The sequence below is a fragment of the Nakamurella sp. genome (genome assembly GCF_044224575.1).
Classification (GTDB): domain Bacteria; phylum Actinomycetota; class Actinomycetes; order Mycobacteriales; family Nakamurellaceae; genus Nakamurella.
In genome coordinates this window covers 127400-145017 of record NZ_JBGAKE010000005.1, presented here as the reverse complement: position 1 = coordinate 145017, position 17618 = coordinate 127400, and the positions used below count along the sequence as shown (strand labels likewise).

Genomic DNA, 17618 nt, shown 5'->3' with positions numbered 1-17618 from the left:
ACAGTGGCTACGATCGGTACCCGGCGGTGTCGACAACCCCGCGCGCTCGACCGACGCCGCGCGGAGGTGGCATGAACGCTCCCGACCTTCCGCAGCTGATCGGTGAGCGACTGCGGGCCGCGCGGGCGGTCCGCGGCTGGTCGCTGGGCCACCTCGCCGACGTCGCCGGGATCGGCAAGGGGTCCCTGTCGGAGATCGAGAACGGCACCCGGAACCCGACGCTGAGCACGCTCTACGCCCTGGCCAACTCGCTCGGCCGGCCGATGTCCTGGTTGCTGGCCGAACAGGTCGGGGCCCAGGTCGGTGGCCCGGGTATCGCGACCCGGCTGCTCGACGTGGCGGACGTCGACGGCGTCACCGTCGAGGTCTACGCGATCCGGCTGGACGCCGGGAGCCGGCACGAGTCGGATGCGCACGGGCCGGCGGTCGTCGAGCACCTGCTCGTGGTCGGCGGGCGGGTCGCGGCCGGTGTCGTGGGCGCCGAGCAGGTGTTGGCGACGGGTACGTCCACCAGTTGGGTGAGCGATCGCCGGCATGCCTATCAGGCGCTGGGCGACGCGCCGGCGGACGTGGTGCTGGTGATCCGCTGGCGGGCGGGCCGCACCGACATCGCCGAGTAGGGCGAGGAGCCGGGTGCGGCCGGGCGTCAGCGGTAGCGCCAGAGCACGCCGCCATCCGCGCCGCGGATCACCGCCCGGCCGGCGTCCAGATCCAACTCGACGTCCAGGTGCCGTTCCCCGTGGGTGGCCCGGTAGACGTACGTGGTGTTCGTCAGCTCCAGCGGCCGGGTCGTCGCCGCGCCCAGCCATGGGTGGGCGCGGCGCAGGTGGATGAGATCGGCGTGGACCTGCCAGATGTCGGTGCGCGGCAGGTCGGCGGGGGAGTCCGGGTAGGCCGGCCGCACGGCGTCGTCGCCGCCGAACCGGTGCTCCTTGACCCCGGTGAAACCGCGCTCGTCGCCGTAGTAGATCGACGGGATCCCGCCGACGGTCAGCAGGATCACCACGGCGATCGGCACCAGTTCCGGACCGACCTCGCTGGCGATCCGGCTGACGTCGTGATTGCCGACGAACGTGTTGGGCCGCACATGCTGCAGGAAATCGTTGTGCCGTTGCAGGGACCAGTCCAGCTCGAAGAAGTTGCGATCCTTGATGGACGACCAGATCGCCTTCCACAGCTCGTACTGGGTGACCGAGTCGAGACCGGAGGCGGCCGCGATCGCGGCGTAGTCGCCGTGCAGCACCTCCCCGAGGATCCATGCCTGCGGGTGGTTCCCACGAACCCGCGGCAGCACCCGGGCCCAGAAGTCGGTGGGCACCGAGTAGGCCGCGTCCAGCCGCCACCCGTCGATGCCGCGTTGCAGCCAGGTCGTCATGACGTCGACGACGTAGTCCGCGGCGGCGTCCGCGGCGTGATCGAGCCGGACCAGGGAGTCGTGCCCCTCGAACACCCGCGGCCGCGGACCGTCCGGGTGGCCCCAGTCGATGTCGAGCGACCGGGCCGCGTCGCTGTCCGGTCCCTCGCGCAGGGCCTGCTCGACGAGCGGGTGGCCGCGGCCCACATGGCTGAACACCCCGTCCAGCACGATCCGCAGCCCGCGTTCGCGGCAGGCCGTGACCAGGTCGTCGAAGTCGCCGTCGGCACCCAGCCGGGGATCGATGCGGAACTGGTCGATGCTGTCATAGCCGTGCGTCTCGGCGGCGAACACCGGACCCAACAGCAGGCCGGTGCAGCCCAGGTCGACGGCGTCGTCGAGCCAGCCGAGCAGCCGGCGAAGCCGGTGGCCGGGGGTCGGGGACTCCCGGATCGGCGCACCACCGAAGCCGAGGGGGTACACGTGCCACCAGATGACGTCCTCGGCCCAGGTCATCGGGCCCATGCTAGGCCACATGCGCCGGCCGGTTCGTAACGTTTTCCGGTCGTCGGGCACGTCCTGCCGGGTTCTGCCTGGTCGGCCTGGTAGACCTCGAATCATCCGGGAAGGCCTGGGCGTGCAGGGGAGGACCAATGGTCGGGTATCGGTACGCGAACCGGTATCAAGCGGCCGACGTGATCGGTCAGGACGAGATCTCGGTCGTCCGGCGTGGCCGCGACCTGCTGATGGACCGGGACGTGGCGATCAAGGTGCTGCGCTCCGACCTGACTCAGGAGCCGGCCGTGCACAGCCGCTTCCGGTCGTTCGCCCATCATGCCGCCGCGCTGAACCATCCGGCGTTCGTGGCCGTCTACGACACCGGCGACACCCTGACCGATGCCGGCAGCGTGCCGTGGGTCGTCATGGAGTACGTCGAGGGCGATTCGCTGCGCACCCTGCTCGACCGGCAGGGGCCGCTGCCCTGGCGTCGCGCCCTGCGGATCGCTGCGGAACTGTGCGCCGCGCTCGACCACGCCCACCGGCGGAACTTGTTGCCGTGCCACATCACTCCGGCCAACGTCCTGGTCGATCCGCAGGCCGGGGGCGACCAGGTCAAGGTGATCGATATCGGGCAACGCACGCCCGAGACGCCTGGCGCCAAGGCCATGCAGTACCTCTCGCCGGAGCAGATCCGGGGCGGACTGCCGGACAAGCGCAGCGACCAGTACACGATCGGCTGTGTGCTGTTCGAAATGCTCTGCGGTCGGGCGCCGTTCATCGGGGTGACTCCCGACAGCATCGCGGAGGCACACCAACGTGAAGCGCCGCGCGCCCCCAGCGAGTACAACCGGTCGATCCCTCCGGATGTCGACGCGATCGTGCTGAAGGCGCTGAGCAAGAACCCGGCCAACCGTTACGAGACGGCCGAGAAGATGCGGGCCGACCTCGAGCGGGCCGGTGCCGGCCGGCCGGCCCAGGCCCGGCAGCAGCTCCAGGCGCCGGAGCGAACCGGCGCGCCGGCGCCGAGCCCGGCGCGGTCCCGCGCGGCGGCCAAGCCGCGCACCACCGTCCCGCCGGCCAAACCGGTTCCGGGTCTGAGCTCGCCGCTGATGGCCCCCGGACTCACCCTGCCGGTGCTGGACGAGGTCGAGTTGATCGACCCGGCCCGGGAGGCTGCGCAGCGCCGACGGTGGGCCTATATCGGCCTCGGCGGCCTTGCCCTGGCGCTGGTCGTGGCGCTGTGGCTGACCCTGGTGGTGATCACGACGCCGCCGCCGCCGGCCAAGGTATCGGTGCCGAACGTCACCGGCCTGACGATCGCCCAGGCGAGCGCAGTGTTGAAGGACAAGGAACTGGACCTCGGTGCGGTGACCACCGTGGACACGGACAAGGGACCCACCGGCACCATCGTGTACCAGCGGCCGTCGGAACGGACCGAGGTCGAGGCCGGGACCGCCGTCGCGGTCGAGATCGAGGGCTGAGAGCGCCGCGACGACGATGTCGCCCGGTCACCCGACCCGAAGGGCTGCGGATCTCCGGCGCGGCTGAGGCCGGCGGATGTTCCGCGGTCGGGGTCGGGCGGCGGCGAGCCCCGGATGGTCCTGCCGGCGGCGGCCTGCTCTTGTAGGTTCGGGTGGTGCGGGTTGAATCGGTGATCGCCGTTCCGGCGTCCGACACGGTCGGGCCGACACGGCTGCGGCTGTTGACCGCACGCACCGGCAAGCTGCCGGTCGTCGTGGTGGCCGACGGCACATCCGGTCCCGACTATCACGTGATGACGATGACCGAACTGCAAACGGCGCTGACGAATCAGTTGTCGGCGACCCCGCTCGGCGAGGTGCTCGACCTCGCCGGCCGATCTCCGCGCACGCCGGTCGGCAAGGCCGACGTTGCCGCGGCCGCGGTCGGCACCCCGGTGGTGGAGAACGGCCGGCTCATCGGGGTCGTACTCGACGACAAGGTCGAGGTGCCGGAGCCGACCGAACAGGACCTGCAGCGCGGTGCGCCCTCCACTCGGGGGCAATCGGCCGAGCCGGCGGACGCTGCGTCGGGGCGCAAACGGGGGCTCTGGAGTCGAGTCACCGGCACGGGCCGATAGTCGACACCCCGTCAACGGCCGTTCCCGGGCGCACCTGACTTCTGCGGTGGCCGGAGCGGTGCCGGATGCTCGTCCCCCTGCACCTCACGAGGGCCGATCGGCGACCGGGGTCGAGCGTCTGGATGAATTTTCGCATTTGTCCGGTTGATGGGTATCTGATCGCTGCCCGCCCTGATCCGATCTTCGTTGGTCCCGACTTGTCGGCCGGAGGTAGCCGAACGTGGATTGGAACAATCTCATCCAAGTGTGTGGCGTGGTGGGCGCGGTTGCTTCGGCGTTGGGCGCAATCGCCGCGCTCGCGCACGCGACCCAGAATCGGCGGTCCGAGCGGACGGTGCCGACCGGAGTGCCGGGCGTAGAACCGGCGTCGCCGCAGCGCGCCGGCTCGGCGCCGGGACCGGTCGAACCCGAGTCAGGCGGGGGTGATGCCGGACCCGCCCAGATCTGGCCCGGCTCGCCCCTGCTGCCGACCCCGCCCCGGCCGACCGAGTCGCCGTCGAGGTCTGCGCGCCTTTGGTATCAGGAGCACGGGACCAAACCCAACGGCTGGCCGTCGGACCCACCGGCCACGTCCGGCGCCCCGACGGAAGCGCCGAACCACTGGTGGCTCAACGGCTTCGGTCACCCGGACCCGAGTCGGTCCGCGCCGGGGCGGCAGGCGCGCCGATGACCGGGGCAGCGGGTTCGCCGGGGCACAACGTGTGGCGGCCGGTCGCCCGGGCCGATTCCGCCGGGTCATCCCCGTCGGTGAGGGGGGCACAGACGCAGCAGGCGTGGCGGTCGCCCAACCCGACGACGGACCGGTTCGAGCGGGTCGAGCGGGTGGAGTGGTCTGCACTTTCACCGCGGACGGCGCCGGTCACCTCGGCCGATGATGCAAGCAACCGGACCGCCACGATGCGCCTGCTGGTCGCACTGGCGATCATGCTTCTCGCTCTGGCTTTGCTGCTCGCCTCGTTCGTCGCCTGGGAGCGCCCGACCATTGCGCAATCGGTGCCATCGGCGCACATCGGAATCGAGCAGCAGCGATGAAGTCGGCGGGGCTGTTCGCCGCCATGGCGACGGGGATGGTCTCCGTGGCCCTTGTCCTGCTCGTCGGTGCCGTCGAGCCGGCCGCGGAGATCGACTGCCGAGGTGTGACGGCGACAGTCGCGCGTTCGACGACGTCCGCGGGCTCCGGTCCGGCGTCGCACGATCCGACGACGAGCCCGGAGTGGAACCCGTGGTGGCCACGCGACCAGGGCGCCTCCGGTCCGACGGGCCGGAGCGCACCCGGCGAGCCGACGTCCGGTGTGCCGACGTCGGGCCTGGTGACGTCCGGCCTGGTGACGTCGGGCCTGGTGACCTCAAGCGCGGAACCGACGGAGGTCACGGGAGCCGGGATCCCCGCGGAATGCGGCTCATCGGTCACGCGGACGGCCGGAGCGTCGCCATGACCACGGATCGATCCCCGGTCCCGTTCGTCGATCGGCAAACGCACACGTTCCCTGGGCACCGTCCCGCGCGGTTCCACCGCGTCCCGACCCGTCCCGGAGTGCGAGCATTCGCGCGAGGCGTGCCACCCCAGTTGAGCGCGGCCTGGCTGGCCATCTCGCCGTTGTACGTCCTGGGCCGGCGCGGACTTCCGGAACCGATGGTCGCACTCCTGGTCAGCACGGCGATCGGAGTCTTCTCGGCGGCGGTGCTGGCGATGGTGACCGTGCGGGTGGGTCGGCCGTCGTCTGACTATGTTTCCCGCGTCATCGACCCGGGTCGGCGGGGACCGGCCGTCATGCCGTTCACCCGCACCAATGCATCGAGTCGTTCGACCGGGGGACCGGTGACCGGCACCCGGGCGGATCGTTCGGTACCGCGGCCGGTGATCGTGCCACCGTCCCGGACGGGTGCTCAGTTCGACGGTGCTCAGTCCGACGGTGCTCAGGTCGACGGTGCTCAGTTCGCCGGCGACCAGTATCCGTCGGCCCGCCCGGATGAGATGCAGTGCCCCCGGTGCGGGTCCTTCGCGGTCGCCCCGGGCCGAACTGACGGATCGGTCGACGCAGGATGCGAAGTCTGTTGTTTCGCCTGGCCCGTCGGCGACGGCATGTCCCACCCCGACGTGATCGTCCGAAGTTGGCTGTCCCGAGAGAACCCACGTCCACAATGAGGAGCACGTGATGTACGACCAGCCGATCGATCGCCACCACCCCGGATGCATCGTCTTCCTGCTGGATCAGTCGACGTCGATGCAAGACTCGTGCGCCGGCACCCGATCCAGCAAGGCGGCTGCGGTGGCCCGGGCCGTCAACGACCTGGTTCGCAATCTCGTCCTGCAGTGCCAGCGGGGCGAGGAGATCCGCGACTATTACGACCTGGCCTTCATCGGCTACGCGGCCGGGGCCCGACCCGCCTGGGGCGGCAGCCTGAAGGACCAACAGCTTGTGCCGATCAGCACGATCGCCGACTACCCGCTGCGGATGGCCACCGAGACCCTGCCCGGCAGCGACCTGAGCCTCGATCGACCGGTGTGGGTGGATCCGGTCGCCAACGGCCCGACCCAGATGACCGCGGCGATCGACCTGGCCGGGTCGTTCCTGGTCGACTGGGCGAACGGGCATCAGCAGTCGTTCCCGCCGATCGTGCTCAACTTCAGCGACGGCGAGTCGACCGACGGAGACCCTCGGCCGATCGCCGAGCAACTGCGAGGCATCTCGACGGACGAAGGCACGCTGCTGTTGTTCAACATCAACCTGTCGGCCGACCGGGGCGAACCCATCGAGTATCCGAACTCGGCCGCCGGCCTGCACAGCCGCTACGCCCGGTGCCTTTTCGACATGTCCAGCCGGCTGACGCCGTACATGATGAACGCCGCCTCGGGTTTGGGCATTCCGGTACAGGCCGGGGCGCGGGGATTCGTCTTCAACGCCGATCCGACCAAGCTCACCGAATTCCTCAATGTCGGGACCCAGGTCTCGGTGCTCGACCGATGACCAGGTCGATGGCATGACGCGCAACATGGTCGCCTACTGGACCGCCAAGGAGGGGACGGCACGGTCCGACTGGGAGGACGGCGCCGCCTACAGCCCGGGGTCGGGATGGTTCGCGGTGACCGACGGCGCCTCCACGGGAAGCGACTCCCGCTCCTGGGCCTACGCTCTCGCCCGTGCTGTGCTGACCGACCGGCCGGCCGGGATCTACGACGACGGTGCCGGCCTGGTGGACTGGGTCCGACAGGTGCGGGCCGGGTTCGATCCGGCGGCGCCCGAGTTCCCGCCCTCCCGCGCCCCGGGGTGGGTGCGGGCCGCTTCGGCCGTGCGAGGGGCGCACGCCACCTTGCTCGCCGGACGACTGGTCGGCGACACGGTCGACGCGGTCGCGGTCGGCGACACCTGCCTGTTCCACTGCGGTGCGGACCGCGTCGAGGTGTTCCCGGCGATGGCGGCCGGTGATTTCGGCTCGGCTCCGGCGCTGGTGCCCAGTCAGGTGCGGGCCGAGGACCGCGGTCTGCGGCAAGCTGTCCGTCGGTTCCGCACCCGGGTCACGCCGGGCGACGCCATCTTCGTCGCGACGGACGCCTTGGCCGAGTGGCTGGTCCGGAACCGGACGGACGACGGTGTATGGCGGCTGCTGCGCCGGATCGGCCATACCGGATTCGAGGCGTTGTGCGCGGATCTGCGTGCCCGGGGCCAGGCCAAGAACGACGACATGACCCTTTTCCGGGCGCTCGTGTAGGGAGATCGACGATGGCGACCACGACCTGGCCGGACGGCGCGATGTTCCAGGCGTGTGCCCAACATCCGGACCGGCACTTCACCGACCCCGCCCTGCGGACCGCGACTTTCGAACCGGACCGGCGGCGTGGCGGCATCCAGGCGTGGAGCGGAGGCCGGGCCACCGTGATCCGCGCCAATCGGGGCGCCGGAGGCCCGGTGGCCGTCCGCCTCTCCCGGCAGGCGGACGACGAGGCCGGTGCGCGGTACCTGGGCCTGAGCCGATTCCTGGCCACCTGCTCGCTGGACTTCCTGGTCTCGGCGACCTGGCAGGAGAACGGGCTCCGCCTGGGGGCCGACCACTTTCCGATCCTGACGATGGATTGGGTGCCGGGAACGAGTCTGGACAACTACTTGTCGGGCACTCTGGCCGGACGATCGGCGACCGCGATCGCCGGGCTGGCAGCCCAGTGGCAGGCGGGTTGCCGAGCGTTGGCCCAGGCCCGGTTGGGGCACGGTGACGTGCATGCCGGGAACACGATGGTCAGTGACCTGGGCGGCGGGCAGACCCGGCTTCGACTGGTGGACTACGACAGCGTTTGGTACCCCGGATCGACCGCGCCGGCGCGGGAGACCGGCCACCCGGCATTCACGCATCCGCGCCGATCCGAACTGCCCCCCGGGCCGGCCATCGACGCCTTCCCGAACACCCTGACCTACCTCTCGCTAATCGCGCTGGCCGTCGACCCCGGCTTGTGGACGCACCACCGGGTCGACGACGGCCTGCTGTTCGACCGTGCCGACCTGCTCGATCCGACCCGGCCGGTCTGGGTCGCGCTGTTGGCCAGTGCGGACCGCGACGTGGCCTCGCTCGCCCGGACCACGCTCGACTGGGTGACCGGCCCGCCCGATCGGCATGGCTCGCTGGACCAGGCGATCGGGGCGACCGGATCCCGCGGCGCCCGGGTCAATGTGTGGCCACCCAGACCCGCCCCGGGCTCGCTCTCCCCGGCCGATCGGCCGCCTCGCGCGGGCTTCGCCGGTGCGTCACGGACGCTGAATACCTGGCCGGCGCGGCCGGCCGGCTCTCCGGCCGGCCCGGCCGGTCACGCCGGCGCTCGGAAGCGGCCGGCCGAGGCCGGCGCAACCCGGCCGATCGGTGCGAATACCTGGATCCCGGCCGGGAAACGACCGGCGAGTACGCCGAACCCGCCGAACCCGGCGAACCCGCCGAACCCGTCGACCGGTGGCGAGCTGAAGGTGCTGCTGACCGTGCTCGCCGTGCTGGTCGTCCTGATCGCCCTCGGTGTCCTGGCCGCGCAATGACGCCGGGTGACATGTCCGCGAGCGAGCGGACACCTCCATGGCGTCAGTCGCGGTTGCGCCGGAACAGCTTGCTGCCCAGCCAGACCAGCGGGTCGTACTTGCGGTCGGCGACACGTTCCTTCATCGGGATGATGCCGTTGTCGGTGATCTTGATGTGTTCCGGGCAGACCTCGGTGCAGCACTTGGTGATGTTGCACAGCCCGATGCCCTGGTGCTCCCGGGCGAACTCGGCCCGGTCGGTGCGCGCGTCGAGCGGGTGCATGTCCAATTCGGCCGCGCGGATCAGGAAGCGCGGACCGGCGAACGCCGTCTTGTTGTCCTCGTGGTCGCGCGTCACGTGGCACACGTTCTGGCACAGGAAGCATTCGATGCACTTGCGGAATTCCTGGGACCGCTCGACGTCCACCTGCTGCATCCGGTAGTCGCCCGGGGCCAGGTCCGGCGGCGGCTCGAACGCCGGGATCTGCCGGGCCTTGCGGTAATTGAACGACACGTCGGTGACCAGATCGCGGATCACCGGGAACGCCCGCATCGGCGTCACGGTGATCGTCTCGTCCGGCTGGAAGGTCGACATCCGGGTCATGCAGAGCAGTCTCGGACGTCCGTTGATCTCGGCGCTGCACGAGCCGCACTTGCCGGCCTTGCAGTTCCACCGCACCGCCAGGTCTCCGGCCTGGGTCGCCTGCAACCGGTGGATGATGTCCAGGACGACCTCGCCCTCGTTCACCTCGACGGTGTAATCCTGCAGGTCCCCGCCGGACGCGTCACCCCGCCAGACCCGGAAATGCGCGTCACGCCCCATCGTCGGCCTCCCGGGCTCCAGCGTTCTCGGCGGGTGGTTCCCCTGTGGTCAATTCTTCGGTGGTCAATTCTTCGGCGGTCAGGTACTTCTCCAGCTCGCTCACCTCGAACAGCTCCAGCAGGTCGGGTCGGATCGGGGTGATCGGCTCCTGGGCCACGTCAATCGATCCGTCGGGCTGCAGCGAGCAGATCAGCAGCCGCCGGCGCCATTCCGCGCTCATCGCCGGGTAGTCGTCCCGGGTGTGCCCGCCCCGGCTCTCCTGCCGGAGCAGGGCCGCCTTGGCGACGCACTCGCTGACCTGCAGCATGTTCACCAGGTCCAGGGCCAGATGCCACCCCGGGTTGAACTGCCGATGTCCTTCGACGCTGACCGCGGCCACCCGGGGCTTCATCTGCTCGAGCGACTGGATCGCTCGTTCGATTTCAGATTCTTTCCGGATGATCCCGACCAGGTCGTTCATCGTCTGCTGCAGTTCCCGGTGCAGGGTGTACGGGTTCTCGCCGTCCTCCCGGTCGAACGGGGCCAGCGCGGTCTTTGCCGCCGCCGGCACCGACCCGGGGATCGCCTCCGGGTAGGCGCCGCCGAGCGACTCGACGTAGGCCGCGGCGCCCAGCCCGGCCCGCCGGCCGAAGACCAGCAGGTCGGACAGTGAGTTGCCGCCGAGCCGGTTGGAACCGTGCATGCCGCCGGCCACCTCGCCGCACGCGAACAACCCGGGTACCCGGGCGGCCGCCGCGGTGTCCGGGTCGACCTGGATGCCGCCCATCACGTAGTGGCAGGTCGGGCCGACCTCCATCGGCTCCTTGGTGATGTCGACGTCGGCCAGTTCGGAGAACTGGTGGTGCATGGACGGCAGCCGGCGCTTGATCTCCTCGGCCGGCAGCCGGGTCGACACGTCCAGGAACACGCCGCCGTGCGGGGTGTTGCGGCCGGCCTTGACCTCGGAGTTGATCGCCCGGGCCACCTCGTCGCGGGGCAGCAGTTCGGGTGGGCGGCGATTGTTCTCCGGGTCCTTGTACCAGCCGTCCGCTTCTTCCTCCGTCTCGGCATATTTCGACCGGAACACGTCGGGCACGTAGTCGAACATGAACCGCTTGCCCTCGGAATTGCGCAGCACACCACCGTCACCGCGCACCGATTCGGTGACCAGAATGCCCTTCACCGACGGCGGCCAGACCATTCCGGTGGGGTGGAACTGGATGAATTCCATGTTGACCAGCGTCGAGCCGGCCCGCAGCGCGAGCGCGTTGCCGTCGCCGGTGTATTCCCAGGAATTGCTCGTCACCTTGAACGACTTGCCGATGCCGCCGGTCGCCAGGATGACCGCCGGCGCGCGGAACACCACGAACGTGCCCGATTCCCGCCGGTAGCCGAAAGCGCCTGCGATCGCGCCCTTCTCGTCCTGCAGAAGTTCGGTGATCGTCACCTCGGCGAAGACCCGCAGGCCGGCGTCCTCGTCGGCCGTGGGTTCGTGGCCGGCGGCGACCGCGGCGGCGTCCTCGGCCTGCCGGAGCGAGACGATCTTCTGCTGCAGCGTGCGGATCAGTTCCAGCCCGGTGCGGTCACCCACATGCGCCAGCCGGGGGTATTCGTGGCCGCCGAAGTTGCGCTGACTGATCCGGCCGTCCGGCGTGCGGTCGAACAGGGCGCCGTACGTCTCGAGTTCCCAGACCCGCTCGGGGGCCTCCTTGGCGTGCAGCTCGGCCATCCGCGGGTGATTGAGGAACTTCCCCCCGCGCATCGTGTCCCGGAAGTGCACCTGCCAGTTGTCGTTCGAGTTCGCGTTGCCCATGGACGCCGCGATGCCGCCCTCGGCCATCACGGTGTGCGCCTTGCCGAACAGCGATTTGCAGACGATCGCCGTGCGCAGGCCGGCTTCCCGGGCGGCGATCGCGGCGCGCAGGCCGGCCCCACCGGCTCCGACGATGACCACGTCGTAGCGGTGTTCCTCGAGGTCGGTCACGAAACGGTGCCTCCTGGCAGCAATGACAAGGATCGGTCGGGGTGATGCGGCACGGGCTCAGAAGAAGCGCAGGTCGCTGATGGTGCCGCTGGCGAGCCCGAGGATGTAGAGGTCGGTGACGGCCAGCCAGATCAGCGAGGCCCAGGCCAGTTGCATGTGCTTGGCGTTGAGCTTGGAGATCTGCTGCCAGGCCTTGTACCGGATCGGGTGCTTGGAGAAGTGCCGCAGTTTCCCGCCCATGATGTGCCGGCACGAATGGCAGGACAGCGTGTAGGCCCAGATCAGGCCGGCGTTGATCAGCAGGATCACCGTGCCCAGGCCCATGTGACCCCACTCGCCGGCCGGGTTGCGGAACCCCAGGATGGCGTCGTAGGTCAGGATCACGCCGAAGATCATCGCCACGTACCAGAAGTAGCGATGCACGTTCTGCATGATCAGCGGGAATTGGGTCTCGCCGGTGTACCGCTGGTGCGGTTCGGCGACCGCGCAGGCCGGCGGTGACAGCCAGAACGACCGGTAGTAGGCCTTGCGGTAGTAGTAACAGGTGAGCCGGAAGCCCAGCGGGAAGATCAGGATCAGCAGCGCCGGGGACAGCGGCCACCAGGAGATCGGCTGGCCGAAGTCGCTGGCGTCGGGCACGCACTTGGTGGTGATGCAGGGCGAGTAGAACGGCGACAGGTAGGGCGAGGCGTAGTAGTTGACGGCCCAGAACGCGCGGACGGTGCCGTAGATGACGAACAGGCTCAGCCCGAGGAATGTGATCAGCGGTGCCCGCCGCCAGTTGTCCTTCCGCAGCGTGCGGGCCGCGATCCGGGCCCGGCCCGGGGTGTTGACCCCGCTCAACGGCTCTTCCCGTGATAGCCGCCCACACCCTCTTGATCGGCGTCGTCACCCCACATGGACTGATCGTAGGGCTCGTCACTGACTGTGAACATCGTCGGCGCGGCGCCGGGGCTCCCGGGGGTGACCATGGCCGGGGTGCGCAGCGTCTGCGCGTCGGTGGCGTCCAACTTGAGCCGCTCGAGGTCGTTGCACAGCCGCGCCACGATCGGGATTTTGCCGTGCGCATGGGACAGGACGGCGACCGCGGACGCCAGTTCGTCGATGGAGCGTTGCAGGGACTGGAGCGCGGAATCGGTCATCGAGTCTCCCGGTCGGCGAAGCGAGAGTGATGTCGGTGACACTAGCCCCGTGCCGTCATCGCTGTCTTCCCGTGGTAGGCGTGGCGAATGAATATCGCCTCCGGACGGGTCGGCGCCCTGCTGCTCACCCCCGGCGCCGGTGCCGACCGGAACCAGCGCACGCTGGTGGCGGTCGAGCGGGCGCTCGCCCCGTTGCCGTGCGAACGGGTCGACTTCCCGTACCGCCTGCGCGGTTCCCGGATGCCGGACAAACCCGAGGTCGCCGTCGCGCATCTGGCCGACCAGGCGGCCGCGCTGGCCGCCCGGGCCGGGATCGCGCCGGACCGGTTGGCGTTCGGTGGCCGGTCGTACGGCGGGCGGATGTGCTCCATCGCGGTCGCCCAGGGCCTGCCGGCCGCGGCATTGGTGTTGCTGAGCTATCCGCTGCACCCGCCGGGCAAACCGGACCGGTTGCGGACGGAGCACTTTCCCGGGATCCGGGTGCCGGTGCTGATCGTGTCGGGGCGGGGCGACCCGTTCGGCACGCCCGAGGAGTTCGACCGGGAGCTGGCGGCGATCCCGGGTCCGGTCACCACCGTGTGGCTGCCGGGCGGGCATGACCCGCGGCGCTATGACGAGGTGGCCCGGATCGTCGCCGACTGGCTGACGGACCGGCCCGCGCCGGGGTGATCCGGGCCGGTATCCGTGGATGGGCCGGATCGGACGGTGAGCCGGCCCCGGCCCCCGGCGGTCAGCCCGACAGGCTGGACAGGGTGACGAACCCGGCGGCCGCGATGACCGGCAGGATCAGGTACATCAGGACGGCGGTGACCGGCCGCTTGTAGCTGTCGGTACCCAGCATGGCCAGGGCGCCGAGCACGATGATGCACCCGGCCAGGATGAAGGTCGTGGTCCACATGGTGGTGTCCTCCCGGCTGCCCAGTCCGCCGGCTGCGGTCATCGGCGCGCATCATTGTGCCCGATCCGGCCGCGGGTGATGGCGCCGAGGGAGCGTGACGAGCCTCGCGCCGGGCGGCACGGGCCGTGGCCCGCGGCGCAAATGCCCACCGGATCCGATCCGCGCGCACTACCCTGCGACCATGGTCGGCTCGCTCCCGGGGATGGCGGATGCCGCTGTCCGGCGTGGTCAGCCGACCCTGGAGGACGTCGCCGCCGTCGCCGGGGTGTCCAGGTCGACCGCGTCCCGGGCGATCAACGGCGAGGCCAAGGTGAGCCCGCAGGCGCGGGCCGCGGTCGCGGATGCGGTGCTGCAGCTCGGCTTCACCCCGAACCAGGCGGCCCGAACGCTGGTCACCCAGCGCACCAATGCCGTGGCGTTGGTCATCCCCGAGCCGGACGAGCGAATCGTCGCCGACCCGTTCTTCGGCGCGGCCATCCAGGGTCTGTCCCTCGCGCTGGCCGAATCCGACCTGCAGTTGGTCCTGCTGATGGCCAGGATGGGCGGGTCGCCCGAACGAACCGTCCGCTACCTGCGGGGCGGACACGTGGACGGTGCGGTCATCGCCTCGCACCATCAGGCCGACGACCTGGAACGCACGCTGGTGGACTCCCGGCTGCCGAGCGTGTCCCTGGGTCGGCCCTGGCATCTGCCGGACCGGCTGAGCTACGTCGACACCGACAACCGGTTGGGCGGTGAGCTGGCCACCGAGCACCTCGTCGGCCGCGGCCGACGATGCATCGGCACCGTCGCCGGACCGGTGGACATGACGGCGGCCGAGGACCGTCTGATCGGCTGGCGCTCCGCGATGGCCAGGGCCGGCCGGCCGGCCGGCGCCGTCGAATACGGCGACTTCACCACGGCGGGCGGTGCCGAGGCGATGCGCCGGCTGCTGGCGGCCCATCCCGACCTGGATGCGGTGTTCATCGCCTCCGACCTGATGGCGGCCGGTGCGCTCGCGGTGCTGCGGGCCGCGCACCGCCAGGTACCGGCGGACATCGCCCTGGTCGGGTACGACGATTCCGCGGTCGCTGCCGTCACCGATCCGCCGCTGACCACCGTGGTGAATCCGGTCGCGGCGATGGCCCGGACGGCGGGCACCATCCTGCTCGAGCGCATCGGCCGGGCCGGCGCCGCGGCGGAACCGGTCGCCGAGCGGGTGATCTTTCCGCCGGAGCTGGTGATCCGGGCCTCGGCCTGACCCGGTCCGTTCGGCCGGGCCCGGTGGGCCGGGTTGGATGGTCGATCGGTGCGGTACTCCGGGATTTCCAGGGACGATTCGGGTGGGGAACGGGAGTGGACGTGAGGTCACCGGCGACGGTGCCGGCACCGCCGGCCGGCGGTGCCCGCTGGCGGTCCTGGGCCGCCGTGGTCTGGCGCCAGCTCGGCCAGGCCCGGCGCGCCCCGGTGACGGTGCTGCTGGTCGCGGCGATCTGGATCGTCGGCGCTATCACCGGGAGCCTGTTGCACGGCCCCTCCGACGAGCTGCACGAGATGGTCGCGGTCGGGCTGCCGGCGCTGACCGACGGGGCCTGGTGGACGCCGGTGACCTCGGCCTTCTTCGCCGACGATCTGGTCACCTACCTGCTCGTCACGATCGCCCTGCTGGTGGTCGGCGTCCTGTGCGAGCTGCGGTGGGGCAGCGCCCGGATGGCCGGCATCGCCCTGCTGGTCCAGGTGCTCGGCGTCGTGGTCGGGCTCGGGGCGGTGGCCGTCGCCGATGCCGTCTTCGACTGGCAATGGGCCGACTACCTGGCCTCGGGCGCGGCCGACGGGGCCACGCCACTGGTCGCCGGCCTGCTGATGGCCTACAGCGCCGGCTCCACCGTGCTGTGGCGGCGGCGCCTCCGGGTCGGCCTGTTCACGGTGTGCCTGGTCGCCCTGCTCTACGGCGGGCAGCTGCAGGACGTGCTGCGGCTGAGCACGGCCCTGATCGGCCTGCTGGCCGGGGTGGTCTTCCTGCATCGCGGCGACCGCCGGATGCAGGTGCACGCCAGCCGGCACGAGACGCGCGTGCTGGTTGCCGTGGTCCTCGCGGCGACCGCCCTCGGCCCGATCCTGATCGCGGTGACCGGCGAGATCGAGGGACCGCTGTCGGCGCTGGCCGACCTCTACGTCGGCCCCAGCGCCTACGGCGACGCCGGGACCGGTCGGGATCTGGCGCAGATCCTGCTCTCGGTGGTGCCCGCGCTGATCGTGCTGGTGCTGGCCGCCGGCCTGCGACGGGGCCGCCGTTTCGCCTGGTGGGCGACCTTGCTGTTCCACACCCTGCTGCTGACGGTCGGCGCGTTCTACGCCGTCGACTACTACCAGTGGGCCGTCGACAACGACTTGATCAACGACGGCACCAGCTGGGTCGCCTGGCTGGTCCCGCTGGTGCTGTTGCCGGTGCTGATCATCGGGCTGCTGCTCGTCACCCGGCGCTCGTTCACGGTCCAGGCACCGGCCGGCGTGTACCGCCGGCTGGGGCTGACCGTCGTCGGGCTCGTGGCCGGCCTGTGGGGGGCGTTCGTCGTCCTCGGGTCGCTGGTGGCGGACGACTTCGACCCGCCCGTCGGCATCGCCGACCTGACCGTGGATTTTCCGGCCCGGCTGCTGCCCAACGGGTACCTCTCGATCATCGAGCCGGCCTTCGAGCCCGCCGACGGCCTGGGCCGGTTCCTGGGCGACTGGATCCCGGTGGCCGTGTGGGCGGTCGTGCTGGTCGGGCTGCTGCGCAGCTTCGTCTCCGCGCGGGTGGAGTCCGCCGGCACCGACCGGGCCCGGGCCCAGCGCATCCTGAAGCGCCACGGCACCTCGTCGCTGTCCCACTTGACCACCTGGGACGGCAACAGCTACTGGTTCGCCAGTGGGGAGCGGTCGTTCGTCGCCTACCGGGTGGAGGGCGGTGTGGCCGTCACTACCGGGGACCCCGTCGGGCCCGCGGCCGAGCTGCCCGCGGTCATCGAGGAGTTCGTCGCCTTCTGCGCTGCTCACCACTGGACGGTCTGCCTGTACTCCGTCACCGAGTCCGTCCGGCAGGTGACGGACGACTTCGGCTGGCCCAGCCTGCAGGTGGCCGAGGAGACCGTGCTGCCGCTGGGTTCGCTCGCCTTCACCGGCAAGAAGTTCCAGGACATCCGCACGGCCATCAGCCGGGCCGGCAAGAGCGGGATCACCGCGGAGTGGATCACCTACCGGACGGCGCCGCTGTCCATCCGGGATCAGATCGAGGCGATCAGCGAGGAGTGGGTGTCGGACAAGGCGCTGCCCGAGATGGGCTTCACCCTGGGTGGGCTCGACGAACTCGAGGATCCAACAGTGCGCTGCCTGATCGCCGTGGACGCCGAACGCACCATCCACGGGGTGACCAGCTGGATGCCCTGCTACGCCGATGGCGAGCCGATCGGGTGGACGCTGGACTTCATGCGGCGCCGCACCGGGACGGAGGCGGCGGGCGTCAAAGGTGTGATGGAGTTCCTCATCGGCACCGCCGCGCTGGACCTGCAGGCCCAGGGGGCCCAGTTCCTGAGCCTGTCCGGGGCGCCGCTGGCGCAGGCCCACCCCGACGACGAGCAGGCCGGCGTGCAGCGGCTGCTGCAGGTGATCGGCGGCACCATGGAGCCGGTCTACGGGTTCCGCTCCCTGCTGCGGTTCAAGGCGAAGTTCCAGCCGGAGTACCGGCCGATGTACCTGTGCTACCCGGAGGCGGCGGCGCTGCCGCGGATCGGGCTGGCCATCTCGCGCGCCTACCTGCCGAACATGACCGTCCGCCAGGTCGTGCGGATGATGGGGCAGCTCACCTGAGGTGGAGCCCCGGGGGCCCG

General features: G+C 70.7%; 16 protein-coding genes. 10 read left to right on the top strand and 6 right to left on the bottom strand.

All coding sequences use genetic code 11. From position 1 onward, the window contains the following. Positions 1-71 precede the first annotated feature (71 nt). Positions 72-620, top strand: a complete 549-nt coding sequence (locus tag ACILSK_RS07750; protein WP_395726569.1) for a helix-turn-helix domain-containing protein — start codon at positions 72-74, stop codon at positions 618-620. A gap of 26 nt (positions 621-646) precedes the next feature. Here ACILSK_RS07750 and ACILSK_RS07745 read toward each other — a convergent pair whose 3' ends face one another. Next, a complete protein-coding gene (locus ACILSK_RS07745; RefSeq protein WP_395726568.1) occupies positions 647-1870 on the bottom strand; it encodes an alpha-amylase family protein in 1224 nt (407 codons plus the stop codon). A 137-nt stretch (positions 1871-2007) separates the two neighbouring features. Here ACILSK_RS07745 and ACILSK_RS07740 point away from each other — a divergent pair, with 137 nt between their 5' ends. The 6 genes from ACILSK_RS07740 (at position 2008) to ACILSK_RS07715 (ending at position 8968) form a co-directional block, all read left to right on the top strand. Beyond that, positions 2008-3336 carry a protein kinase domain-containing protein gene (locus ACILSK_RS07740; protein ID WP_395726567.1) on the top strand — a complete coding sequence of 443 codons (1329 nt, stop codon included), beginning with the start codon at positions 2008-2010 and terminating at the stop codon, positions 3334-3336. 155 nt (positions 3337-3491) lie between these two features. Continuing rightward, complete coding sequence (locus ACILSK_RS07735; RefSeq protein WP_395726566.1) at positions 3492-3953, top strand: hypothetical protein; 462 nt, start codon at positions 3492-3494, stop codon at positions 3951-3953. Positions 3954-4850: 897 nt separating this feature from the next. Beyond that, complete coding sequence (locus ACILSK_RS07730; RefSeq protein ID WP_395726565.1) at positions 4851-4985, top strand: hypothetical protein; 135 nt, start codon at positions 4851-4853, stop codon at positions 4983-4985. A gap of 1124 nt (positions 4986-6109) precedes the next feature. Continuing rightward, entirely contained in the window at positions 6110-6922 is an 813-nt protein-coding gene (locus ACILSK_RS07725; protein WP_395726564.1) for a VWA domain-containing protein, read from the top strand. A gap of 13 nt (positions 6923-6935) precedes the next feature. Beyond that, positions 6936-7664 (top strand): hypothetical protein, encoded by a 729-nt coding sequence (locus ACILSK_RS07720; RefSeq protein ID WP_395726563.1) that lies wholly within the window; start codon positions 6936-6938, stop codon positions 7662-7664. A gap of 11 nt (positions 7665-7675) precedes the next feature. Then, a complete protein-coding gene (locus tag ACILSK_RS07715) occupies positions 7676-8968 on the top strand; it encodes a hypothetical protein (protein ID WP_395726562.1) in 1293 nt (430 codons plus the stop codon). Positions 8969-9011: 43 nt separating this feature from the next. Here ACILSK_RS07715 and ACILSK_RS07710 read toward each other — a convergent pair whose 3' ends face one another. From ACILSK_RS07710 to ACILSK_RS07695, 4 genes are read right to left on the bottom strand one after another with little or no spacing between them, the layout of a single operon-like run. Beyond that, positions 9012-9770: a succinate dehydrogenase/fumarate reductase iron-sulfur subunit gene (locus ACILSK_RS07710; RefSeq protein ID WP_395726561.1), complete on the bottom strand. Its 759-nt coding sequence runs from the start codon at positions 9768-9770 to the stop codon at positions 9012-9014. Continuing rightward, on the bottom strand, positions 9760-11733 hold the full coding sequence (locus tag ACILSK_RS07705) for a fumarate reductase/succinate dehydrogenase flavoprotein subunit (RefSeq protein ID WP_395726560.1): 1974 nt from the start codon (positions 11731-11733) through the stop codon (positions 9760-9762). The genes ACILSK_RS07710 and ACILSK_RS07705 overlap by 11 nt, the downstream gene beginning before the upstream one ends. A 57-nt stretch (positions 11734-11790) precedes the next feature. Further along, entirely contained in the window at positions 11791-12576 is a 786-nt protein-coding gene (locus ACILSK_RS07700; protein ID WP_395726559.1) for a hypothetical protein, read from the bottom strand. Next, on the bottom strand, positions 12573-12875 hold the full coding sequence (locus ACILSK_RS07695; protein WP_395726558.1) for a hypothetical protein: 303 nt from the start codon (positions 12873-12875) through the stop codon (positions 12573-12575). Before ACILSK_RS07695 ends, ACILSK_RS07700 begins: the two co-directional genes overlap by 4 nt. 87 nt (positions 12876-12962) lie before the next feature. Here ACILSK_RS07695 and ACILSK_RS07690 point away from each other — a divergent pair, with 87 nt between their 5' ends. After that, positions 12963-13544 (top strand): alpha/beta family hydrolase, encoded by a 582-nt coding sequence (locus tag ACILSK_RS07690; protein WP_395726557.1) that lies wholly within the window; start codon positions 12963-12965, stop codon positions 13542-13544. 61 nt (positions 13545-13605) lie between these two features. Here ACILSK_RS07690 and ACILSK_RS07685 read toward each other — a convergent pair whose 3' ends face one another. Then, positions 13606-13815: a hypothetical protein gene (locus tag ACILSK_RS07685; protein ID WP_395726556.1), complete on the bottom strand. Its 210-nt coding sequence runs from the start codon at positions 13813-13815 to the stop codon at positions 13606-13608. 139 nt (positions 13816-13954) lie between these two features. Here ACILSK_RS07685 and ACILSK_RS07680 point away from each other — a divergent pair, with 139 nt between their 5' ends. Beyond that, a complete protein-coding gene (locus ACILSK_RS07680; protein WP_395726555.1) occupies positions 13955-15013 on the top strand; it encodes a LacI family DNA-binding transcriptional regulator in 1059 nt (352 codons plus the stop codon). A gap of 101 nt (positions 15014-15114) precedes the next feature. Next, positions 15115-17598 (top strand): bifunctional lysylphosphatidylglycerol flippase/synthetase MprF, encoded by a 2484-nt coding sequence (locus tag ACILSK_RS07675; RefSeq protein WP_395726554.1) that lies wholly within the window; start codon positions 15115-15117, stop codon positions 17596-17598. The last annotated feature ends 20 nt before the right edge of the window (positions 17599-17618 follow it).